Here is a 19,726-nt window from a genome sequence, read left to right on the forward strand (position 1 = left end):
CATGTCGGTGGAGACGGATTCTCCCGAGCGGGCACGGCCGGAACCAATCCGCGCCGTGCCCGTGCGGCGTCCCGGGCGGTGGGTCGCCGTCGCGGTGCTCGCCGTCCTGACCGCCATGTTCGTCAACATGCTGGTCACGAACACGGCGTTCAACTGGACCTTCATGGTCGACGAGATGTTCCGTCCGCCGATCATGGCCGGGGTGCGGGGCACCCTCCTGTTGCTCGTCCTGTCGATGCTGCTCGGTATCGGGCTGGGCGTCGTGCTGGCGATCATGCGGTTGTCGGACAATCCGGTCCTGCGCGGGGTGGCCTGGGTCTACACCTGGTTCTTCCGGGCGGTGCCCCGACTGGTCCTGGCGATCCTCTTCGGCAACCTGGGCATCCTCTGGGCCCGGCTGGAGTTCGGGCTGCCCTTCGACAGGCAGATCGGGGCCCTGTTCGGGGTCACCGACTTCGAGGCGCGGCTGTTCGGGTTCAACACCCTCGACATCCTGACCGGGTTCGTGGCGGGTGTGCTGGCACTGGGTCTGTCCGAGGCGGCGTACATGGCCGAGATCGTCCGGGCCGGTATCCAGTCGGTGGACGAGGGCCAGACCGAGGCGGCGCAGGCGCTGGGCATGACCCGGGGGCAGATCCTGCGCCGGATCGTCCTGCCGCAGGCGATGCGGGTGATCATCCCGCCGACCGGCAACGAGACCATCGCGATGCTCAAGGACACCTCGCTGGTCGCCTTCGTACCGGTCTCCGCCGAGCTGTTCTTCCAGCTCAAGGCGGTCGGTACCCGGACGTACCAACTGTTTCCGATGTACGTGGCGGCCTGCCTGTGGTACCTGGCGTTGACGAGCGTCCTGCTTGTCGGCCAGTACTACCTGGAGCGGCACTTCGCCAAGGGGCACGGGCGCAGCGGCCGGGCGAAGCTGAAACTGCGGGGGATAACGGCGGAGGCCGGCGGCGGCGCCGGGACGGAGGCGGTCAAGTCATGACCGACGTGACGGAGTCACCCGACGCCACGGCCGCGGAGCCGATGGTCCGGGCCGAGCAGGTGCACAAGGCGTTCGGGTCGGTCGAGGTCCTCAGGGGCATCGACCTCGAGGTCGGCACCGGTGAGGTCTGCTGTCTGCTCGGGCCGTCGGGGTCGGGCAAGTCGACATTCCTGCGCTGCATCAACCACCTGGAGAAGATCAACGCCGGTCGGATCCGGGTGGACGGGGAGTTGATCGGCTACCGGGAACGCGGCGGGAAGCTGCACGAGCTGCGGGAGAAGGAGGTCGCCGCGCAGCGCCGTTCGATCGGGATGGTGTTCCAGCGGTTCAACCTCTTCCCGCACAAGACCGCCCTGGACAACGTCACCGAGGCGCCGTTGATGGTGCGTCGGGAGAAGAGGTCGGTGGCCCGGGACCGGGCCGCCGCGCTGCTGGAACGGGTCGGGCTCGGTGACCGGATGGGCAACTATCCGGGGCAGCTCTCCGGCGGGCAGCAGCAGCGGGTGGCGATCGCCCGTGCCCTGGCCATGCAGCCGAAGCTGATGCTCTTCGACGAGCCCACCAGCGCCCTGGACCCGGAACTGGTCGGTGAGGTCCTCGAGGTGATGAAGGACCTGGCCCGCGACGGGATGACCATGATCGTGGTGACCCACGAGATCGGGTTCGCCCGGGAGGTCGGGGACAGTCTGGTCTTCATGGACGAGGGTGTGGTGGTGGAGTCCGGGGCACCCCGGGAGGTCATCGCGAACCCCCGCCACGACCGGACGAAGGCGTTCCTGGCGAAGGTGCTCTGACGGCGTCGGTTCCCGGTCGGCCCGCTGTGGGCCGACCGGGGCCGTGCCGCTGTGCCGGGCTGTCACAGCCTCGGACTAGAGTCGCCTCGTGACTGCTACGACTCCGCGCCTGCTCCTCGTCGACGGACACTCCCTGGCATACCGGGCGTTCTTCGCCCTGCCGGTGGAGAACTTCTCCACCACGACCGGGCAGCCCACCAACGCGGTGTACGGCTTCACCTCCATGCTGATCAACGTTCTCCGCGACGAGCAGCCCACCCACATCGCCGTCGCCTTCGACGTCTCCCGCCACTCCTTCCGTACCGACCGCTACGCGGAGTACAAGGCCGGGCGCAGCGAGACCCCCGCCGACTTCAAGGGCCAGGTGAGCCTGGTCAAGGAGGTCCTCGCCGCGCTGCGGGTCCCGGTGGTGGAGAAGGAGGGGTACGAAGCCGACGACGTCATCGCCACCCTCGCCTGCCAGGCCCGCGACCAGGGCATGACGGTGCTGGTCAGCAGCGGCGACCGGGACGCCTTCCAGCTCGTCGACGACCGGATCACCGTGCTCTACCCGCGTAAGGGCGTCTCCGACCTGGCCCGGATGGACGCCGCCGCGATCGAGGCGAAGTACGGCGTCGGCCCGCGCCACTACCGGGACCTGGCCGCGCTGGTCGGCGAGACCAGCGACAACCTCCCCGGGGTCCCCGGGGTGGGGCCGAAGACCGCCGCCAAGTGGATCAACGCGTACGGCGGGGTGGAGGGCGTGATCGCCCGGGCCGACGAGATCAAGGGCAAGGCCGGTGACAGTCTGCGGGAGCGGCTGGCCGACGTGATCCGCAACTACGAGCTCAACTGTCTCGTCTCCGACCTGGAGTTGCCGCTGACCCCGGAGGAGGCCCGGTGGAGCGGCTGGGACCGGGAAGCCGTCCACCAGGTCTTCGACGCCCTGGAGTTCCGGATCCTGCGGGACCGGCTCTACCAGTATCTCGACGCCGTCGAGCCGGAGGCGGAGTCCGGGTTCGACCTGGCCGGGCAGGTCCTCACCGAGCCGGGGGCGCTCGCCGGGTGGCTGGAGACGTACGGCCCGGCGGGGACCGGGGTCGGGGTGGCGGTCAGGCTCGACACCGGCCCCAACCGGCGGCACACCGCCTCGGTGCTGGGGATGGCCCTGGCCACCGGGGACGGGGCGGCGGCCTGGTTCGACCCGGCCACCCTCGAACCGGACGACGAGAGTGCCCTGTCGGCGTGGCTGGCCGACCCGACCCGACCGAAGGTCCTGCACGACAGCAAACCGGCGGTGCTCGCCTTCGCCGCCGCCGGGTGGGAGCTGGCCGGGATCGCCCGGGACACCCAGATCGCGGCGTACCTGGCCCGCCCCGACCAGCGTTCCTACGACCTGACCGACCTGGCGCTGCGCTACCTGCACCGGGAGCTGCGGGTGGACGCCCCGGAGACCGGGCAACTCACCCTGGAGGGGCTGGGCGACGACGGCCGCGCCGAGGAGAACCTCATGCTCCAGGCCCGGGCCACCCTCGACCTGGCCGACGCGATCGACGCCGAGCTGTCCCGGGACGGTGAGCAGTCGGCCCGGTTGATGGCCGAGGTGGAGCTGCCCCTGATGCGGGTGCTGGCGGGGATGGAGCGGATCGGCATCGCCGCCGACACCGACTACCTCACGGAGTTGGAGGCGCACTTCGCGGGGGAGGTGAAGGCCGCCGCGCAGAGCGCGTCCGGGGTGGTGGGGCGGGAGTTCAACCTGGGCTCGCCGAAGCAGTTGCAGGAGATCCTCTTCGGGGAGCTGAACCTGCCGAAGACCAAGAAGATCAAGACCGGGTACACCACCGACGCCGACGCCCTCCAGTGGCTGTACGCGCAGACCGAACACCCGCTCCTGCACCACCTGCTGCGCCACCGGGACGTGGCGAAGCTGAAGTCCACCGTCGACGGACTGCTCAAGTCGGTCTCCGACGACGGGCGGATCCACACCACCTTCAACCAGACGGTGGCGGCGACCGGGCGGCTCTCCTCGACCGAACCCAACCTGCAGAACATCCCGATCCGCACCGAGGAGGGGCGCCGGATCCGGCGGGCCTTCGTGGTGGGCCAGGGGTACGAGACCCTCCTGACCGCCGACTACAGCCAGATCGAGATGCGGATCATGGCCCACCTCTCCGGTGACCAGGCGCTGATCGACGCGTTCAACTCCGGTGCCGACTTCCACGCCGCCACCGCGTCGTCGGTCTTCGAGGTCGCCGTCGAGGCGGTCACCGCCGACCAGCGTCGCAAGATCAAGGCGATGAACTACGGCCTGGCGTACGGGCTCAGTGCCTTCGGTCTCTCCCAGCAGCTCGGCATCAGCGCCGAGGAGGCCCGGGGGTTGATGGAGAACTACTTCGCCGGGTTCGGCGGGGTCCGCGACTACCTGCACGAGGTGGTGGCCAGGGCCCGCCACGACGGGTACACCTCCACCGTCCTGGGCCGCCGCCGTTACCTTCCGGACCTGGTCAGCGACAACAGGCAGCGACGGGAGATGGCCGAGCGGATGGCGCTCAACGCCCCGATCCAGGGGTCCGCCGCCGACATCATCAAGGTCGCCATGCTGCACGTGGACACGGCCCTGCGGGAGTCCGGGCTGCGGTCACGGATGCTGTTGCAGGTCCACGACGAGTTGGTCTTCGAGGTCGCCCCGGGGGAGCGGACCGCGTTGGAGGAGCTGGTCCGACGGCGGATGGGTGACGCGTATCCGCTGTCGGTGCCGTTGGAGGTGTCGGTCGGCGAGGGCCGCGACTGGAACAGCGCCGACCACTAGGGGAGCGGCCCCCTCACCGGAGGGGGTCGTGGCCCCAGTTCATCAGCGACCACCGCCACCTGGTGTCGCGGACGTCCCCGGCGGGACGCTGGGCGAGGTGCCGGTGGACGTACCCGACGACCTTGCGCATGTGCCGGTAGTCGTTGTCGGTGAGGTCGGCGCGCTTACGGCGCAGCAGGTCGATGATCCGTCGACCCGAGGCGTGGCCCACCGACTCGCCGCCCCTGGTGCCCTTCTTCAGCCAGCCGACGTGCTTGGACTCCTCGGTCTCCAGCCACGTCGACAGCTCTCCGGGCTTCATGTTGACCGCCTCGGTGAACTCCCGGTAGGTGTCCCGCCCCTGGTCACGCTCGCTCATGGCGCTGTGCCCTCCGGTCGGTGTGAGAGGTTTCGCCCCTGCGGGACGTCGGCGGCCCGCCGGGCGCGTGGTCCCGCGCAGGGGCGTGACCCCTGGACGGACCCGCTGTCCGGCCACGACCTGCGGGTACCCGGCGAGCCCTGTGGGAAACGAGCGGGCCGCCCGGCCGGGGTTCGTCTTCGCAGGGTGCGGTGCGCTCCGAGGGGCGCGGGTCTCACTCCTCGGGTCGCTCGGCGACGAAGACGGCGGTGCCCGGGAAGAGGCGACCCCGCAGCGGACTCCACTGCCCCCAGATCCCCTCGTGCCCCTCCGGCCACTCCGGTTCCACCAGGTCCACCAGTCGGAACCCGGCCCCGACCAGTTCACGGATCCGGTCGCCGAGGGTGCGGTGCTGCTCGACGTAGGTGGGCAGACCGGTGGCGTCCTGCTCGACGTACGGGTCGCGGTCGAAGTACGAGTGGACCGCCCGCAGCCCGCCCTCGCCCGGATCGTCGAGGAAGATCCAGCGCATCGGGTGGGTCACCGAGAAGACCCACCTGCCACCGGGGCGCAGGACCCGGTGCACCTCCCGCATCACCGCCGCCGAGTCGGCCACGAACGGGATCGCCCCGAACGCCGTGCAGGCGGTGTCGAACGCGCCGTCGGCGAAGGGCAGCGCGAGGGCGTCGGCCTGCACCAGCGGTACGCGTACCCCGGTCCGGTCGGCGGCCTGCGCGGCGTGGCGCAGCATCCCGGCGGAGAGGTCGACGGCGGCGACCTGGGCACCCTGGGTGGCCAACCACCGGGCGGCCGCCGCCGCGCCGCAGCCCACCTCCAGGATCCGGCGGCCGGCCAGCTTGCCGAGCAGTCGGGCGTCGGCCTCGCGCAGCCCCTCCGGGCACCAGACGAAGTCCAGGTCGCCGAGGAAGGCGCCGTGTTCGGCCTGGTAGTCGTCGGCGTCGGTGTCCCACCACGACCGGCTCGCCTGCCGGCTCTCCGCGTCGGTCACCGCCCGGCGCAACACGGCCCGCTCGTCGGCTTCGGGGGAGTCGTCCCGGGGGCCGCCCGGTTCGTCGGCGTCGTCACTCACCTCGGCAGTGTAGGGTCCGGCCACCCGGGGCCGGGCGGTACGACGCGGGTGGCGGGGCGGTGGCGACGTGGTGGTTCGTTCAGGGGCGTTCCACCGTGAAGTATCGTCACAGGTGCATATGGGGCGGCCTTCGGAGAAAAGCGGGCCGGATCACGTACCCCCGGGGCTTGCACGCTGTGGTAATGCACACGGTAGGGTAGAGGATGCGCTCGCGGATCGCGTGTCTCGGCAGGGAGCAGGTGCGCGGCCACGGAGCCACTAATGATCATCTCAGGGCGATCGTTCGGTGTGCCCGGCGGCGGATCCGCTGGCGCGAACAGGTCACCGCAACACCAAGCCTGCTGTGACACACCATCCGACCGGAGCAACCGCCCACATGACGAGCAGCATCGAGGCCCCCTCGAGCGCCAACAGGGTCACCATCGACGACCTCGGTTCAGAGGAAGCATTCCTCGCCGCGATCGACGAGACCATCAAGTACTTCAATGACGGCGACATTGTCGAAGGCACCGTCGTCAAGGTCGATCGGGACGAGGTCCTGCTCGACATCGGCTACAAGACCGAGGGTGTCATCCCCTCTCGGGAGTTGTCGATCAAGCACGACGTGGACCCGGCCGAAGTCGTTTCGGTGGGTGACCACATCGAGGCCCTTGTCCTCCAGAAGGAGGACAAGGAGGGGCGTCTGATCCTCTCGAAGAAGCGCGCGCAGTACGAGCGGGCGTGGGGCACCATCGAGAAGATCAAGGACGAGGACGGCGTCGTCCGCGGTTCGGTCATCGAGGTGGTCAAGGGTGGCCTCATCCTCGACATCGGGCTGCGCGGCTTCCTCCCCGCCTCGCTGGTCGAGATGCGCCGGGTACGCGACCTCCAGCCGTACGTCGGCCGGGAGCTCGAAGCCAAGATCATCGAGCTGGACAAGAACCGCAACAACGTGGTCCTGTCCCGCCGGGCCTGGCTCGAGCAGACCCAGTCCGAGGTGCGTACCGAGTTCCTCAACAAGCTCCAGAAGGGGCAGGTCCGCAAGGGCGTCGTCTCCTCGATCGTCAACTTCGGTGCGTTCGTCGACCTCGGCGGCGTGGACGGTCTGGTGCACGTCTCCGAGCTGTCCTGGAAGCACATCGACCACCCGTCCGAGGTCGTCGAGGTGGGCCAGGAGGTCGAGGTCGAGGTCCTGGACGTCGACCTGGACCGCGAGCGGGTCTCGCTGTCGCTGAAGGCGACCCAGGAGGACCCGTGGCGGCAGTTCGCCCGGACCCACGCGATCCAGCAGATCGTCCCGGGTAAGGTCACCAAGCTGGTGCCGTTCGGTGCCTTCGTCCGGGTGGACGACGGCATCGAGGGTCTGGTCCACATCTCCGAGCTGGCCGAGCGCCACGTGGAGATCCCGGAGCAGGTCGTCCAGGTCGGCTCCGAGGTCATGGTCAAGGTCATCGACATCGACCTGGAGCGTCGCCGGATCTCGCTCTCCCTCAAGCAGGCCAACGAGGGCTTCGTCGAGGGCGAGGAGCACTTCGACCCGACCCTCTACGGCATGGCCGCCGAGTACGACGACCAGGGGAACTACAAGTACCCCGAGGGCTTCGACCCGGAGACCGGCGAGTGGCTCGAGGGCTACGAGAAGCAGCGCGAGGAGTGGGAGCAGCAGTACGCCGAGGCGCGTCAGCGCTGGGAGGCCCACACCAAGCAGGTGCAGAACTCCCGGGCCGCCGACGCCGAGGCCGCCGCGAACCCGGCTCCGGCCGTGTCCACCGGTGGCACCACCACCTCGACCTCGTCGGCTCCGGCCCGACAGAACGAGGAGCCGGCCGGCACCCTCGCCACCGACGAGGCGCTCGCCGCACTGCGGGAGAAGCTCGCCGGCGGCAAGTGACCCGCTGACGGCGCTCACCGAGCACCAGGGGCCCCGTCGCGACGATCCGGTTCGTCCGGTCGTCGCGGCGGGGCTCCGTCGTGTCCACGGCGACCCACCCGCCGCACGATCAGGAGGAGACGAGTTGGTGTGACGCCAGTGATGCGGTTGACTGGTGGGGTGTTGCGGGTGGGATTGACCGGTGGGATCGGGTCGGGAAAGAGCGCCGTCGCCCGACGGCTGCGCGATTCGGGCGCGGTGGTGATCGACGCCGACCAGGTCGCCCGGGAGGTGGTGGCCCCCGGCACCCCGGGGCTGGCCGAGGTGGTGGCCGCCTTCTCCGACCGGGTCCTCACCCCACAGGGGGCACTGGACCGGGCCGCCCTCGGTGCCCTGGTCTTCGCCGACGAGCAGGGGCGTCGGCGGCTTGAGGCGATCACCCACCCCCGGGTGCGCTCCCGGACGGCCGAGCTGATGGCGGCGACGCCCCCGGACGCGGTGGTCGTCAACGACGTACCGCTGCTCGTGGAGGTGGGGCTCGCCCCGACGTACCACCTGGTGGTGGTGGTGCAGACCGCCGTGCCGATCCGGTTGGCCCGGCTGTCGCAGGACCGGGGGATGGACCGGGCGGAGGCCGAACGGCGGATCGCCGCGCAGACCGACGACGACCGCCGGCGGGCCGCAGCCGACGTCCTGGTCACCAACGACGGCACCCTCGACGAGCTGCACGCCCAGGTGGACGCGGTGTGGCGGGAGCGGCTGCTGCCGTACGAGGAGAACCTGCGGCACCGGCGGCCGGTACGAACCCGACGGGTGGTGTTGAGCGAACCCGACCCGACCTGGCCGCAGCAGTACGCCCGGCTGGCCGCCCGGCTCCGGCACGCGCTCGCCCCGGCCGACCCGCGCATCGACCACATCGGCTCGACAGCTGTGCCGGGGCTGGCCGCCAAGGACGTCATCGACATCCAGCTGACCGTGTCGTCGCTGACCGAGGCGGACGAGGTCGCCGACCGGCTCGCCGACGCCGGCTTCCCCCGGGTGCCCGGCGAGTGGTGGGACAACCCCCGCCCGGCCGGGAGCGGACGCTGGGAGAAGCGGTTGCACGGCAGCGCCGACCCGGGTCGCCCGGTGCACCTGCACGTCCGGCCGGCGGGCTCCCCCGGATGGCGGTACGCCCTGCTGATGCGCGACCATCTGCGGGCCGACCCCGACCAGCGGGCCGCGTACCTGATGCTCAAGCGGGAGTTGGCGGCGACGGCCCCGGACAGCGGCGCGTACGCCACAGCGAAGGATCCGTGGTTCGACGAGGAACACCTGCGGGCCGAGCAGTGGGCGGACCAGACCGGGTGGCGGCCCTGAGGCCACCGACGGCGTCAGCGGGGCGGCGGGGACGGTAGCCGTGGCACCGGACCGGTGTGGACGTCCAGTTGCAGCCAGGTGCCGGCCGATCCGCGCAGTTCGAGTCGGTGTGGCCGACCGGCGCGGTCGATCCACAGCCGGGACGGGGCCGGTGCGGTGCGTACCTCGATGACGTCGACGGTCCGACCGGCCAGTCGTTCCTCGCGTAGCCGCAGGGCCGGGGCGGCCAGGTCGATCCGGTCGGGATGCAGCGCCATCCCCACCAGTCGGTCGAGGTCGTCGGCGCGTCCCCGCTGCCAGCCGGTGGTGGGGGCGGCCACCGGCGGTCGGGCGGGCGCCTCGGCGGTGCCGTCGGCCGGGGTGGTCGGACGCTGCGTCCGCAGTGTCCCGGCGGCACCGTGGCGTACCAGGGTCCGGCGTTCGGGGGCGTTCAGGTCGGCCACCGACAGGTACGCGACCGCCCCGGTCCAGCTCAGCCAGCCGGCGGCGCGCAGGTTTCGGGAGGTGGTGACGGGGGCGGTGACAGTCACCGGGCCCGCCCCCCGGGCCCGCAGGGCGGCCGGGACCTTGGCGAGTCTGCGCTGCTCGGCGACGGTGAGCTGACGCGGTAGGCCCGGTCGGCCGCCGAGCGCGGCGACCGGACGCAGCACGGGCCGGTCCGTCCGGTTCAGCTCGACAGCGACCGGGACGTCACCGGGCAGCCGCGCCTCCAGCCGGCGTAGGCGGGCGTCCCGGTCCAGCCAGTAGCGGGGGTGCCCCTCCACGACCCTGCCGGTGGGGCGGTCGTCGGCGCGGGCCGGGGCGCCCGACCGGGGGGTACCGGAGGGTGGACCGGTGGTGCCCGCGCCCTGCCGACCTGCCTGCCCGGTGTCGGGCAGGGGAGTCGCCGGGCCGAAGCTGGGCACCGCGGCGGTCCGGCCGGAGCCGGGCAGCGCGCCCTGGACGAGGTCGACTGCCGCGTTACCGGCGGTGGCGGTGCCCAGCCACCGGACCCCGTGCCCGGCTCCCAGGTCCGGGTTGTCGGCCGCGAGACCGAACAGCAGGTCGAGCAGGGGGCCCAGGCCGAGGGGTCGCTCCTGGAACCGCCACCGGTCGGTCGGCGGCAGCAGCGGCGGTGGGGCGGGAGTCGGGACGGCGGTGGGGTCGGGCCGGGTCAGCAGGTGGGTCGGGGTGGCCTGGACGAGTCCCCGGTCCGCACCGGCGCCGGGGCCGCCGACGTCGAGGTAGACCAGCGGAAGGGCCCAGTCGACCCACCCGACGAGGTCGAGGCGGCCGGCTCCGGAGCCGACGGTGATCCGCAGGCCGGACCGGACGTCCCGGTGGTTGGTGACCCGCAGGGCGGCGAACCTGTCGGCTTCGGCCCGGGTGAGGTCCCGGGCCGGTGCTGTGGGTTCGGGTTCCCAGGTCACCAGGACCGCCACCAGTGCCGCCGCAGCCACGACGGCCGTCGCGACGAGCATCCTCAGCAGGGTGCGGCGGGGTACCGGACCGGCGGGGGTGTCGGCCACGTCGGGCTCGTCGTCGAGGCCGGGCAGGAGGGCGTCCTGCCGGGTCACCGCGTCGGCGTCGGGCAGCGGACCACGGCCCGGCACGGGGGCCGTGGCGGGTCCGGGGCGGTCGACCCGGGCGGAGCCGGCGGTACGGGCATTCCGGGCGGAACTGGTCACGCCAGGTGAACTACCGGGGTGGTCGGTGGGTGACGTGTGAAGTGTGGTCGGGTGGCCGCCCGACGTGCAGGGCGCTCGCGGCGGCCGGTCTGCGCCTCCCGCGCGACCACGTCGGTGCGCTCGCCGGTGTGAGCCGGGTGCTGCGACCCTGTGCCGGGCAACGGGCGGCCGATGACGGCTCGGCCCGTCGGACCGGTCGGCCGCCGCGAGCGGCCTACGGCAGTACCTTAGCCCGGTGAGATGTGCCACACAATGGGAATATCGAAGCCGATCATCAACTCACCGTAGTCGTCGTGGCGTGTCGGACCCCCGGCGTACGGTGGTGTCATGGCGCTCGACATTCCTCGGCTCGACGGCCGTTTCCAGGTCGTCAGCGACTACCAGCCGGCCGGTGACCAGCCGGCGGCGATCGACGACCTGGAGCGGCGGGTCCGCCGCGGTGACCGCAACACCGTTCTGCTCGGTGCGACGGGCACCGGCAAGAGCGCCACCACGGCGTGGCTGGTCGAGCGCCTGCAACGGCCGACCCTGGTGCTGGCACCGAACAAGACGCTCTGCGCCCAGCTGGCCAAGGAGTTCGGCGAGCTGCTTCCGAACAACGCCGTGGAGTACTTCGTCTCGTACTACGACTACTACCAGCCCGAGGCGTACATCCCGCAGACCGACACCTACATCGAGAAGGACTCCTCGATCAACGAGGAGGTGGAGCGGCTGCGGCACTCGGCGACCATGTCGCTGCTCACCCGCCGAGACGTGATCGTGGTGGCCACGGTCTCGGCCATCTACGGCCTGGGCACCCCGGAGGAGTACCTCGACCGGGCGGTCCGGGTCACCGTCGGGCAGGAACTCGACCGCGACCAGCTGCTGCGTCGGCTGGTCGACATCCAGTACACCCGCAACGACATGGCCTTCCAGCGGGGCACCTTCCGGGTCCGCGGCGACACCCTGGAGATCATCCCGGCGTACGAGGAGATGGCGGTCCGGATCGAGCTCTTCGGTGACGAGGTGGAGAAGCTCTACTACCTCAACCCCCTCACCGGGGACGTGATCCGGGAGGTCGACAACCTGCTGATCTTCCCGGCCACGCACTACGCGGCCGGTCCGGAGCGGATGGAACGGGCGATCCGCGACATCGAGGCGGAGCTGGCCGAGCGGCTGGCCGAGCTGGATCGGCAGGGCAAGCTGCTGGAGGCGCAGCGGCTGCGGATGCGGACCACCTACGACATCGAGATGATGCGGCAGGTCGGCTTCTGCTCCGGCATCGAGAACTACTCCATGCACATCGACGGCCGGCTCCCCGGCAGCCCTCCGCACTGTCTGCTCGACTACTTCCCCGACGACTTCCTCGCGGTGGTCGACGAGTCCCACGTGAGCATCCCGCAGATCGGGGGCATGTTCGAGGGGGACGCCTCCCGCAAGCGGATGCTCATCGACCACGGGTTCCGGCTGCCCAGCGCCGCCGACAACCGGCCCCTGCGCTTCGACGAGTTCCTGGAACGCGTCGGGCAGATGGTCTTCCTGTCGGCCACCCCGGGCAACTGGGAGATGGAGCAGGCCCAGGGGGAGTTCGTCGAGCAGGTGATCCGGCCGACCGGCCTGGTCGACCCGGAGGTCGTGGTCAAGCCCACCAAGGGGCAGATCGACGACCTGATGCACGAGATCAAGTTGCGGACCGAGCGGGACGAGCGGGTCCTGGTCACCACGTTGACCAAGAAGATGGCCGAGGACCTGTCGGACTACCTCCTGGAGAACGGCATCCGGGTGCGCTACCTGCACTCGGAGGTCGACACGCTGCGCCGGGTGGAGCTGCTCAGCGAGCTGCGCAAGGGCGACTACGACGTACTGGTCGGGATCAACCTGCTCCGGGAGGGGCTGGACCTGCCCGAGGTGTCGCTGGTGGCGATCCTGGACGCCGACAAGGAGGGCTTCCTGCGCAGCGGCCGGTCCCTGATCCAGACGATCGGCCGGGCCGCCCGTAACGTCTCCGGCCAGGTCCACATGTACGCCGACAAGGTCACCCCGTCGATGGCAGAGGCGATCGGGGAGACCAGCCGGCGGCGGGCCAAGCAGATCGCGCACAACGAGGCGCACGGCATCAGCCCGGAGCCGCTGCGTAAGAAGATCCACGACATCCTCGACGACATCTACCGGGAGGCGGAGGACACCGAGAACACCAGGGTCGGGGGCGCGGCCCGACAGCTGTCGCGGGGCAAGGCTCCGGTCAAGGAGACGCGCAGCCGATCCTCCCGGACCGCTGCCACCCCGTCCCGGGAGGGGATGGCCCGGGCCGACCTGGCGCAGCTCATCCAGGAGCTCAACGACCAGATGCTTGCCGCAGCCCGGGAGCTCCAGTTCGAGCTGGCGGCCCGGATCCGGGACGAGGTGGCGGAGCTGAAGAAGGAGTTGCGCGGCATGGACACCGCCGGGGTGTCCTGACCCGGGCACCCCGTCGTCGCTAACCGCAAGCGATCTATTGCCGTGAGTGACCAGAGTGGCTAGTCTCCCTCCTGGGGAGGCCGGATGCCGTTACCAACCAGTCCAGTGATTCGTCGTGCCCGCCTGGGGGCGGAGCTGCGCCAGTTGCGTCGACAGGGGGCGCTCACGCTGGAGCAGGTGTGCGGCCGGCTCGGCTGGGCGTCGACCTCGAAGCTGTCCCGGATCGAGTTGGGGCAGAGCCGCCCTGATCTGGCCGATGTGCTCGACCTCCTCGACGTCTACCAGGTCCCCGACACCCAGCGGGACGCCCTGATCGTCATCGCCCGGGACGCCGCGACCGGCAGGGGATGGTGGAAGTCGCTCAGCGAGATGGGGGAGCGCCAGCGCGTCTACGCCGAACTGGAGGCGGGGGCGGCGACCATCCTGGAATACCAGCCGGCCCTGGTCCCCGGGCTGCTCCAGACCCCGGCGTACGCCCGTGCGCGGATCGAGGCGGGCCGGTGGACCGACCCGGGAGTGGACGTGGACGCCGACGTACGCGCCCGGATGGCTCGGCAGGAGGTGCTCCGTCGGGCGCACCCGCCCCGGTACACGGCGGTGCTCACCGAGACGGCCGTCGACCTGGTGGGGGTGCCCCCGGAGGTACGGAGCGAGCAGCTCCGGCACCTGGTCGACCTCGGTGCCCTGCCGAACGTGTCGATCCGCGTGCTGCCCCACGGCGCGTCCCTACCGGCCGACCCGTTGACCCCCTTCTCCAGCTACTCCTTCCCGGATCCGGCCGACCCTCGGACGGTGATGCTGGAGACGCTCACCTCCGACGTCCGGCTGGTCGCCGAGCCGAACCTGGACCGGTACGCCCAACTGGTGGACTGGCTGGTCGGGGCGGCCCTGGACGAGGAGCGGTCGGCGGAGCTGCTGACCGCCCGCGCCGGAACCGAACGGTCGGGCGAACCCACGAGGGCGGTGGCTCCGAGCCCCCGGAGCCCGGTCCCCGGGCACGGCTGAAGTCCCCGGGGCACGGGCTGAAGTTCTCTGGCACGCTGGGGCCACCGGGTCCCCGGGGCCGGCTGGCCATCGGGTCGATTGAGGCCCCAGGAAAAGGCCGAGCCCAGAGGAGAGCTGAGCCCAGAGGAAAGCCGAGCCCAGAGGAAAGCTGAGCCCAGAGGAAAGCCGAGGCCACCGGACCCGACGCCCCCGAGTCCGCCGGGGCCGGTGGCCTCCGCCGGACGATAACCCGTGAGTGCGACAGAATTCCGGGGATGTCGGCAAACTCCGGCCGATCCGCCGCCCCGCCCCATCCCGCCGTCGCCCCCCCCGTCCGCCCGGCGGGACGTGACCGCTCGGCGGACCGTGACCGGACCGGGACGCCGCAGCTCAGACCGGTGGCATCGCGGAACGGACCGAGGCCCAGGAGCCCAGCCCGGTGGCAGCCCAGCCCGGTGGCATCGACCGGGACGCAGGAGCGCTCAGGCGGGGACGTCGACGAAGTGCTCGACCTGCGGCGGGCCGGCGAAGTGGGGGCCGATCAGGGCCCGCCACTGCGCGAACCGCTCGCTCTGGCGGAAGTTCTCCTCGTGGGCCTCGACCGAGTCCCACTCCACCAGGAGCACGAACCGGGTGGGGGACTCGACACCCTGGGTCATCCGCACCGACCGGCATCCGGGGGTGCCGGCGACCAGGGGGTGACCCTGGGCGTACGCGGCGGCGAAGTCCGCCTCGTGTCCGGGCAGTACGTCGATGAGCGCGACCTCAAGCACCATGCCCGAGAGCCTGCCACGTGCACCGGTACCGCCTTCTCCGACCCCCGGCACCGTCTGTCCGGGCACCGTCCCGAGAATGACACCTAGCCTCCTAGGAAGACCTGCGCGGAGTGCCGCAGTCCACCCGGGCACGACCACACCATCGTCCGAAAAGGCGTGTGGTGGGGGTCGCTGTCACCTGGGATGCGCCAAGGGTTAGTGATGGTGAACAATGACCGACGAGGAGGGGAGTATTCCCCCCACGACGGGCTCGTCAGCACGGTCGACCGCCAGCCGGGCGGCTGACCCGGGCCCGCCGGCCACCGACTCGCCGAGCCGGTGGCGGAAGAGACCTCCGACAGTCGCCAGCGCCAGGACGACGGGTGTGACGCCCCCACGGGTGTCCGCATCCGGCCTGGCCTGTCCGCCGGAGGGTGTTCGTGAACGTGTCCACGTGGGTGTGGCTGGTGTCCCTGGCCGTGCTGGTGGTGGTACTGACGATCGACCTGTTGATCATCGGACGCCGCCCGCACGAGCCGAGTATCCGTGAGGCGAGCATCTGGACCGCCGTCTACGTCGGGCTGGCTGTGATCTTCGGGGTGGGGCTCTGGTTCGTCTCGGGTTCCGGCCCGGCGGGGGAGTTCTTCACCGGGTACCTCACCGAGAAGAGCCTCTCGGTGGACAACCTCTTCGTCTTCGTGATCATCATGTCCCGGTTCGCGGTGCCCCGGGTGTACCAGCAGAAGGTGCTGATGATCGGCATCATCCTGGCGTTGGTGATGCGGGGCGGTTTCATCGCCGCCGGCACCGCACTGATCGAGCGGTTCTCCTTCGTCTTCTACATCTTCGGTGCGTTCCTGATCTACACGGCGATCAACCTGGCCCGGCAGGGCGAGCCGGAGGCCGAGGAGTTCAAGGAGAACGCGCTGATCCGGGTCAGCCGTCGGGTGCTGCCCATCTCACGGGACTACCACGACGGCAAGATGACCGACAGGCGTCACGGTCGGCTGGTGTTCACCCCGATGCTGATCGTCATGATCGCCATCGGCACCACCGATCTGATCTTCGCCCTCGACTCGATCCCGGCGATCTTCGGTATCACCCAGGAGCCGTACCTGGTCTTCACCGCGAACGTGTTCGCCCTGATGGGCCTGCGGCAGCTCTACTTCCTCCTCGGAGGGCTGCTGAACCGGCTGGTCTACCTCAGCTACGGCCTGGCCGTGGTCCTCGGCTTCATCGGCGTCAAACTGGTGCTGGAGGCGCTCGCCGACAACCGGCTGTCCTTCGTCAACGAGGGCCAGCCGGTCGGCTGGGCGCCGCACATCCCGATCTGGCTCTCCCTGTCGGTCATCGTCGGCACGCTCGCCGTGGCCACGGTGGCCAGCCTGGTCAAGTCGTCCCGGGACCGCCGCCGCGAGCTGACCAAGCTGCCCTGAGCCCGCGCGGCCCGGCCGTCACCCGAGGTGGTGCCGGGCCGCCCAGGCGGTGGCCGAGATCCCCGCTACCAGCTCGCAGGCGTCCAGGTCGGCGGCGTGCTCCGGGTCGAGGGTGGTGCAGACGACGATCAGGTACGGCGGGGCGTCGGCGGGATAGACGATGCCGGCCCCGTGGCGGATCCCCCGTACCCAGCCGCTCTTGTGCGCGATCCGGGTGCCCGGGGGGAGACCCGCGGCGAGGTCCTCCCGGTGTTCCTGCGCGACGAGCACGTCGAGCATCGCCGCGCAGCCCGCCGGGGTGGCCAGCGGACCGGGCCAGGTGGCACCGGTGGCGATCGCGCCGAGGAGGGCCGCCAGGTCGGCGGCGGTGACCAGGTTGGTGATGCCGGCCTCGCGGGCGGCGAGGTCCTCGATACCCCGGGCGGTGACGCTGTGCCGGGCACCGACCAGTTCCCAGACCCGGGCCACCGCCGGGGACCCGACGTGGGCCAGGCAGAGGTTGGTGGCCAGGTTCCCGGAGCGGACGATCATCCGTTCGGCGAGCCACCGCAGCGGTGCCCGGTCGCCGAGTCGCTGCCAGACAGTGTCGTCGTTGTCGAAGTGCCGGGCGCAGGAGAACCGCTGTGCACCCGGCCGGGCCGAGGCGAAGTCGTTGGTGACGGGCACCGGGGCGTCCGGGTCGAGGACACCCGCCTCGGCGGCCCGGTGCAGGGCGGCGAGCACCGCCACCTTCATGGTGCTGGCCGCGTAGTGGGTGGCGTCGGGGTGCCGGGTCCAGGTGGGTGGGGCGTCCAAGCGACCCAGGTACGCCGACACGGTGCCGGGCACCGCGTCCAGCCGCCGGTCGAGGGCCGCCCAGTCGTGGTCGGTGGGGTGCGCCGGGGCCCCGCCGGTGGGTGGGGCCCCGGACATCGCGTACCTCAGTTGGTGTGCTTGCGGCGGGCGGTGGCGCGGGCCCGCTGGGTCTGGTCGAGCACCACCTTGCGGATCCGGACCGCAGCGGGGGTGACCTCGACGCACTCGTCCTCGCGGCAGAACTCCAGCGCCTGCTCCAGGGAGAGCTTGCGCGGCGGGATCAGCTTCTCGGTCTCGTCGGCTGTGGAGGAGCGCATGTTGGTGAGCTTCTTCTCCTTGGTGATGTTGACGTCCATGTCGTCGGAGCGGGAGTTCTCCCCGACGATCATGCCCTCGTACACCTCGGTGCCGGGTTCGATGAAGAGCTGACCGCGCTCCTGGAGGTTGGTCATCGCGAAGGCGGTGACAGCACCGGCCCGGTCGGCGACGAGCGAGCCGTTGTTGCGGGTACGCAGCTCGCCGAACCACGGCTCGTAGGACTCGAAGACGTGGTGCAGGATGCCGGTGCCCCGGGTCTCGGTGAGGAACTCGGTGCGGAAGCCGATCAGACCGCGCGCCGGCACCAGCCACTCCATCCGGATCCAGCCGGTGCCGTGGTTGACCAGCTGCTCCATCCGGCCCTTGCGGGTGGCGAGGAGTTGGGTGATGGCGCCCAGGTAGTCGTCGGGGGCGTCGATGGTGAGTCGCTCGACGGGCTCGCAGGTCTTGCCGTCGATCTCGCGGGTGACGACCTGCGGCTTGCCGACGGTCAGTTCGAAGGACTCGCGGCGCATCTGCTCGACCAGGATGGCCAGGGCGAGTTCACCACGCCCCTGCACCTCCCACGCGTCGGGGCGCTCGGTGGGCAGCACCCGCAGGGAGACGTTGCCGATGAGTTCCTTGTCGAGGCGGTCCTTGACCATCCGGGCGGTGACCTTGGCACCCTTGACCCGGCCGACGAGCGGCGAGGTGTTGGTGCCGATGGTCATCGAGATCGCCGGCTCGTCGACGGTGATCAGGGGCAGCGGTACGGGGTTCTCGGCGTCGGCGAGGGTCTCCCCGATCATGATCTCGGGGATTCCGGCGACGGCGATGATGTCGCCGGGGCCGGCCGACTCGGCGGGCTTGCGCTCCAGGCCCTCGGTCATCAGCAGCTCGGAGATGCGGACCCGCTGGGTGCTGCCGTCGGTGCGGCACCAGGCGACGGTCTGACCCTTGCGGATGTTGCCCTGCCGGACGCGACACAAGGCGAGCCGGCCGAGGAACGGGGAGGCGTCGAGGTTGGTCACGTGCGCCTGGAGGGGGGCCTCCTCCTCGTAGGCGGGGGCGGGGATGGTGCCCAGCAGGGTCCGGAACAGCGGCTCCAGGGATTCGCTGTCGTCGGGTACGGACCCGTCGGCGGGCTGGGTCAGCGAGGCGATGCCGTCGCGGGCGCAGGCGTAGACGATCGGGAAGTCGATCTGCTCCTCGTCGGCGTCGAGGTCGAGGAAGAGCTCGTAGGTGTCGTCGACGACCTCCTTGATCCGGGCGTCGGGGCGGTCCACCTTGTTGATCACGAGGATGATCGGCATCCGGGCGCGCAGCGCCTTGCGGAGCACGAAGCGGGTCTGCGGGAGGGGGCCCTCGCTGGCGTCGACAAGGAGCACCACCCCGTCGACCATGGTCAGGCCGCGCTCGACCTCGCCGCCGAAGTCGGCGTGGCCGGGGGTGTCGATGATGTTGATGGTGACCGGCTCCGAGCCGTCCGCCGGCACGTAGCGCACGCCGGTGTTCTTGGCCAGGATGGTGATGCCCTTCTCCCGTTCGAGGTCCATCGAGTCCATCACCCGCTCGGTCACCTCGCCCCGGGCGCCGTAGGCGCCGGCCTGCCGCAACATGGCGTCGACCAGGGTGGTCTTGCCGTGGTCGACGTGAGCGATGATGGCGACGTTACGGAGGTCGGTGCGAAGCTGCATGCTGCCATCCTCCCGCCTGCTCGGATCCGTGAATGCGCCGGGGTCGCCCAGGGTCACCCCCGGTACGTCCCCGATCTCGCCGCAACCGCTGTCGGCGGGTCGTCACCTGCTGTCATGCTGACGTGCGTGATGCGGGAACCGTCGTGCACGATCTGTTGAACCTCCTGCTTGACCTGCCCGCCCCGCTGATCTGGCTGTTGGCCGCGGTGCTGGTGACTGCGGAGACCGCCGTGATCTTCGGACTGGTGTTGCCGGCCGAGGCGACGCTGCTGCTGGTGGGTTTCCTCACCTACACCGGCACCCTGCGGTTGGGGCCGACCCTGGTGGTGATGATTCTCGCAGCGGTGGTGGGGGACTCGTTGGCGTTCCGCTCGGGTCACCGGTACGGGCCACGGCTGCGGGCCGGCGGGTTCGGGGCGCGGGTGGGGGCGGCCCGGTGGGAGCGGGCCGACTCGCT

General features: G+C 70.9%; 14 protein-coding genes and 1 pseudogene. 9 read left to right on the forward strand and 6 right to left on the reverse strand.

Annotated features, from left to right (window positions below):
- The first annotated feature begins 1 nt into the window (after window position 1).
- The 3 genes from ABT336_RS14975 to polA all read left to right on the forward strand — a co-directional run bounded on the left by ABT336_RS14975 (window position 2) and on the right by polA (window position 4,567).
- Window positions 2-985 carry an amino acid ABC transporter permease gene (locus ABT336_RS14975; protein WP_350897154.1) on the forward strand — a complete coding sequence of 328 codons (984 nt, stop codon included), beginning with the start codon at window positions 2-4 and terminating at the stop codon, window positions 983-985.
- Entirely contained in the window at window positions 982-1,779 is a 798-nt protein-coding gene (locus ABT336_RS14980) for an amino acid ABC transporter ATP-binding protein (RefSeq protein ID WP_350897155.1), read from the forward strand. The genes ABT336_RS14975 and ABT336_RS14980 overlap by 4 nt, the downstream gene beginning before the upstream one ends.
- Window positions 1,780-1,867: 88 nt before the next feature.
- Window positions 1,868-4,567, forward strand: coding sequence for a DNA polymerase I (gene polA, locus ABT336_RS14985; RefSeq protein ID WP_350897156.1), 2,700 nt, complete (start codon window positions 1,868-1,870; stop codon window positions 4,565-4,567).
- 16 nt (window positions 4,568-4,583) lie between these two features.
- Here the strand turns inward: polA and ABT336_RS14990 are convergent.
- Together ABT336_RS14990 and ABT336_RS14995 are read right to left on the reverse strand one after the other, a co-directional pair.
- A pseudogene (locus ABT336_RS14990) lies at window positions 4,584-4,925 on the reverse strand (DUF3140 domain-containing protein); the annotation flags it as partial.
- Between the two features lie 214 nt (window positions 4,926-5,139).
- The gene (locus ABT336_RS14995; protein ID WP_350897158.1) at window positions 5,140-5,994 is read right to left on the reverse strand and encodes a class I SAM-dependent methyltransferase; all 855 of its coding nucleotides are present in this window, start codon (window positions 5,992-5,994) and stop codon (window positions 5,140-5,142) included.
- A gap of 376 nt (window positions 5,995-6,370) precedes the next feature.
- Between ABT336_RS14995 and rpsA the strand changes: the two genes are divergently transcribed.
- Window positions 6,371-7,864 (forward strand): 30S ribosomal protein S1, encoded by a 1,494-nt coding sequence (gene rpsA, locus ABT336_RS15000; RefSeq protein WP_350897159.1) that lies wholly within the window; start codon window positions 6,371-6,373, stop codon window positions 7,862-7,864.
- A gap of 159 nt (window positions 7,865-8,023) precedes the next feature.
- Entirely contained in the window at window positions 8,024-9,202 is a 1,179-nt protein-coding gene (gene coaE, locus ABT336_RS15005; protein WP_350897172.1) for a dephospho-CoA kinase, read from the forward strand.
- Window positions 9,203-9,216: 14 nt separating this feature from the next.
- On the opposite strand, the gene ABT336_RS15010 is transcribed toward coaE, so the two are convergent.
- Window positions 9,217-10,869 (reverse strand): hypothetical protein, encoded by a 1,653-nt coding sequence (locus ABT336_RS15010; protein ID WP_350897160.1) that lies wholly within the window; start codon window positions 10,867-10,869, stop codon window positions 9,217-9,219.
- Window positions 10,870-11,196: 327 nt separating this feature from the next.
- On the opposite strand from ABT336_RS15010, the gene uvrB reads away from it, so the two are divergent.
- Window positions 11,197-13,305 (forward strand): excinuclease ABC subunit UvrB, encoded by a 2,109-nt coding sequence (gene uvrB / locus ABT336_RS15015; protein ID WP_350897161.1) that lies wholly within the window; start codon window positions 11,197-11,199, stop codon window positions 13,303-13,305.
- Window positions 13,306-13,389: 84 nt separating this feature from the next.
- On the forward strand, window positions 13,390-14,310 hold the full coding sequence (locus ABT336_RS15020) for a helix-turn-helix domain-containing protein (protein WP_350897162.1): 921 nt from the start codon (window positions 13,390-13,392) through the stop codon (window positions 14,308-14,310).
- Between the two features lie 461 nt (window positions 14,311-14,771).
- Here ABT336_RS15020 and ABT336_RS15025 read toward each other — a convergent pair whose 3' ends face one another.
- Window positions 14,772-15,065 carry an antibiotic biosynthesis monooxygenase family protein gene (locus ABT336_RS15025; protein WP_350897164.1) on the reverse strand — a complete coding sequence of 98 codons (294 nt, stop codon included), beginning with the start codon at window positions 15,063-15,065 and terminating at the stop codon, window positions 14,772-14,774.
- 419 nt (window positions 15,066-15,484) lie between these two features.
- Between ABT336_RS15025 and ABT336_RS15030 the strand changes: the two genes are divergently transcribed.
- Complete coding sequence (locus ABT336_RS15030) at window positions 15,485-16,480, forward strand: TerC family protein (protein WP_350897166.1); 996 nt, start codon at window positions 15,485-15,487, stop codon at window positions 16,478-16,480.
- Window positions 16,481-16,498: 18 nt separating this feature from the next.
- Here the strand turns inward: ABT336_RS15030 and ABT336_RS15035 are convergent, their stop codons facing one another.
- Together ABT336_RS15035 and typA are read right to left on the reverse strand one after the other, a co-directional pair.
- Window positions 16,499-17,392, reverse strand: coding sequence for a serine hydrolase (locus ABT336_RS15035; RefSeq protein WP_350897168.1), 894 nt, complete (start codon window positions 17,390-17,392; stop codon window positions 16,499-16,501).
- Between the two features lie 8 nt (window positions 17,393-17,400).
- Window positions 17,401-19,269: a translational GTPase TypA gene (gene typA, locus ABT336_RS15040; protein ID WP_350897170.1), complete on the reverse strand. Its 1,869-nt coding sequence runs from the start codon at window positions 19,267-19,269 to the stop codon at window positions 17,401-17,403.
- A gap of 143 nt (window positions 19,270-19,412) precedes the next feature.
- On the opposite strand from typA, the gene ABT336_RS15045 reads away from it, so the two are divergent.
- A partial coding sequence (locus ABT336_RS15045) for a DedA family protein (RefSeq protein ID WP_502891182.1) occupies window positions 19,413-19,726 on the forward strand: 314 nt, incomplete at its 3' end.

This window comes from Micromonospora sp. NPDC000207, from assembly GCF_040300925.1.
Taxonomy (GTDB): Bacteria; Actinomycetota; Actinomycetes; order Mycobacteriales; family Micromonosporaceae; genus Micromonospora.

Bases quoted from the DNA above. Each gene is read 5' to 3' on its own strand.
- rpsA (WP_350897159.1), top strand. From the start codon at position 6,371: ATGACGAGCAGCATCGAGGCCCCCTCGAGCGCCAACAGGGTCACCATC.
- ABT336_RS15035 (WP_350897168.1), bottom strand. From the start codon at position 17,392: ATGTCCGGGGCCCCACCCACCGGCGGGGCCCCGGCGCACCCCACCGAC.
- ABT336_RS15020 (WP_350897162.1), top strand. From the start codon at position 13,390: ATGCCGTTACCAACCAGTCCAGTGATTCGTCGTGCCCGCCTGGGGGCG.
- ABT336_RS15025 (WP_350897164.1), bottom strand. From the start codon at position 15,065: ATGGTGCTTGAGGTCGCGCTCATCGACGTACTGCCCGGACACGAGGCG.
- uvrB (WP_350897161.1), top strand. From the start codon at position 11,197: ATGGCGCTCGACATTCCTCGGCTCGACGGCCGTTTCCAGGTCGTCAGC.
- ABT336_RS14975 (WP_350897154.1), top strand. From the start codon at position 2: ATGTCGGTGGAGACGGATTCTCCCGAGCGGGCACGGCCGGAACCAATC.
- typA (WP_350897170.1), bottom strand. From the start codon at position 19,269: ATGCAGCTTCGCACCGACCTCCGTAACGTCGCCATCATCGCTCACGTC.
- ABT336_RS14980 (WP_350897155.1), top strand. From the start codon at position 982: ATGACCGACGTGACGGAGTCACCCGACGCCACGGCCGCGGAGCCGATG.